The organism is Pseudomonas sp. Sample_24, from assembly GCF_004307605.1.
In the GTDB taxonomy this organism is placed as follows: domain Bacteria; phylum Pseudomonadota; class Gammaproteobacteria; order Pseudomonadales; family Pseudomonadaceae; genus Aquipseudomonas.
On record NZ_RCNW01000473.1, the window covers coordinates 1 to 1,580 of the forward strand.

General features: G+C 61.7%; 2 protein-coding genes. Both read right to left on the reverse strand.

What is annotated here, in order from left to right; all coding sequences use genetic code 11:
• The coding region (locus tag D8V06_RS27070) for an RlmF-related methyltransferase (RefSeq protein WP_130932165.1) at positions 1–215 on the reverse strand (215 nt) is incomplete at its 3' end.
• A 252-nt stretch (positions 216–467) separates the two neighbouring features.
• A partial coding sequence (locus D8V06_RS27075; RefSeq protein WP_153189266.1) for a class I tRNA ligase family protein occupies positions 468–1,580 on the reverse strand: 1,113 nt, incomplete at its 5' end.

Genomic DNA, 1,580 nt, shown 5'->3' on the forward strand with positions numbered 1-1,580 from the left:
GGGCTGGCGAAGTCGATGCTTTCCTTGCCGTACGGGTTGATGATCACGAACTTCGCCAGTTCCGGCGTGCTTTTGATCAACGCCGCAAAGTCGTAGCGACCCTGATGGCGATTGCGCGGATGCAGGCTGGCCTTTTCGCGCGGCTCCACGACTTTGGCCGGGGTTGCGGACTCAGGCTTTCTACGCGCAGGTTTCGGTGTACGGGGGGCGGTCATGGCGGTGGTCGATTCGGGTATGGCTGAAAGTGGCGGGCATTGTCCCACAGACAATGCCAACACGGGGACCTGCAGGCGCATGGCTTGCTCGCGATGGCGTCTGCGGATACCTCCTGTAGGAGCAAGGCTTGCCCGCGATGGCGTCTGTGGAATCGCCATCGCGGGCAAGCCTTGTTCCTACAGGGGGGGCGAAGAACGGTAGGCATGAAAAGGGAGGCCACCTGGGCCTCCCTTGTTCATTGCGAATTGCCGTTACAGGCTGGCAATCCGCGCATGCTGCTCGGCCAGCTTGCCCAGAGCCTGTTCGGCTTCGGCCAGTTTGGCGCGTTCCTTCTCGATGACTTCGGCTGGCGCCTTGTCAACGAAACCGGCGTTGGACAGCTTGCCGCCAACCCGTTGCACTTCGCCTTGCAGGCGCTGGATTTCCTTGTCCAGACGCGCCAGCTCGGCACCTTTGTCGATCAGGCCGGCCATAGGCACCAGCACTTCCATCTCGCCAACCAGTGCGGTGGCGGACAGCGGTGCTTCTTCGCCCGCAGCCAGCACGGTGATCGATTCCAGGCGCGCCAGCTTCTTCAGTAGCGCTTCGTTTTCGGTCAGGCGACGCTGATCTTCGGCACTGACGTTTTTCAGGAACAGCGGCAACGGTTTACCCGGGCCGATGTTCATCTCGCCACGGATGTTGCGCGTGCCCAGCATCAGGCCTTTGAGCCACTCGATGTCGTCTTCGGCCGCCGGATCGATGCGCTCTTCGTTGGCCACTGGCCAAGGTTGCAGCATGATCGTCTTGCCCTGAATGCCGGCCAGCGGCGCGATGCGCTGCCAGATTTCTTCAGTGATGAACGGCATGAACGGGTGCGCCAGACGCAGCGCCACTTCCAGTACGCGAACCAGTGTGCGACGGGTACCGCGCTGACGCTCGACCGGTGCGTTTTCGTCCCACAGCACAGGCTTGGACAGTTCCAGGTACCAGTCGCAATACTGGTTCCAGATGAACTCGTACAGGGCTTGTGCGGCCAGGTCGAAACGGAACTGATCCAGTTGACGGGTCACTTCGGCTTCGGTGCGCTGCAGCTGCGAAATGATCCAGCGATCGGCTAGCGACAGCTCGTAGGCTTCGCCGTTCTGGCCGCAGTCTTCGCCCTTGTCCAGCACGTAACGCGCGGCGTTCCAGATCTTGTTGCAGAAGTTGCGATAGCCTTCGACGCGGCCCATGTCGAACTTGATGTCGCGACCGGTGGACGCCAGCGAGCAGAAGGTGAAGCGCAGGGCGTCGGTGCCGTAGCTGGCGATGCCGTCGGCGAACTCGTCGCGGGTCTGCTTCTCGATCTTCTTCGCCAGTTTCGGCTGCATCATGCCGGAGGT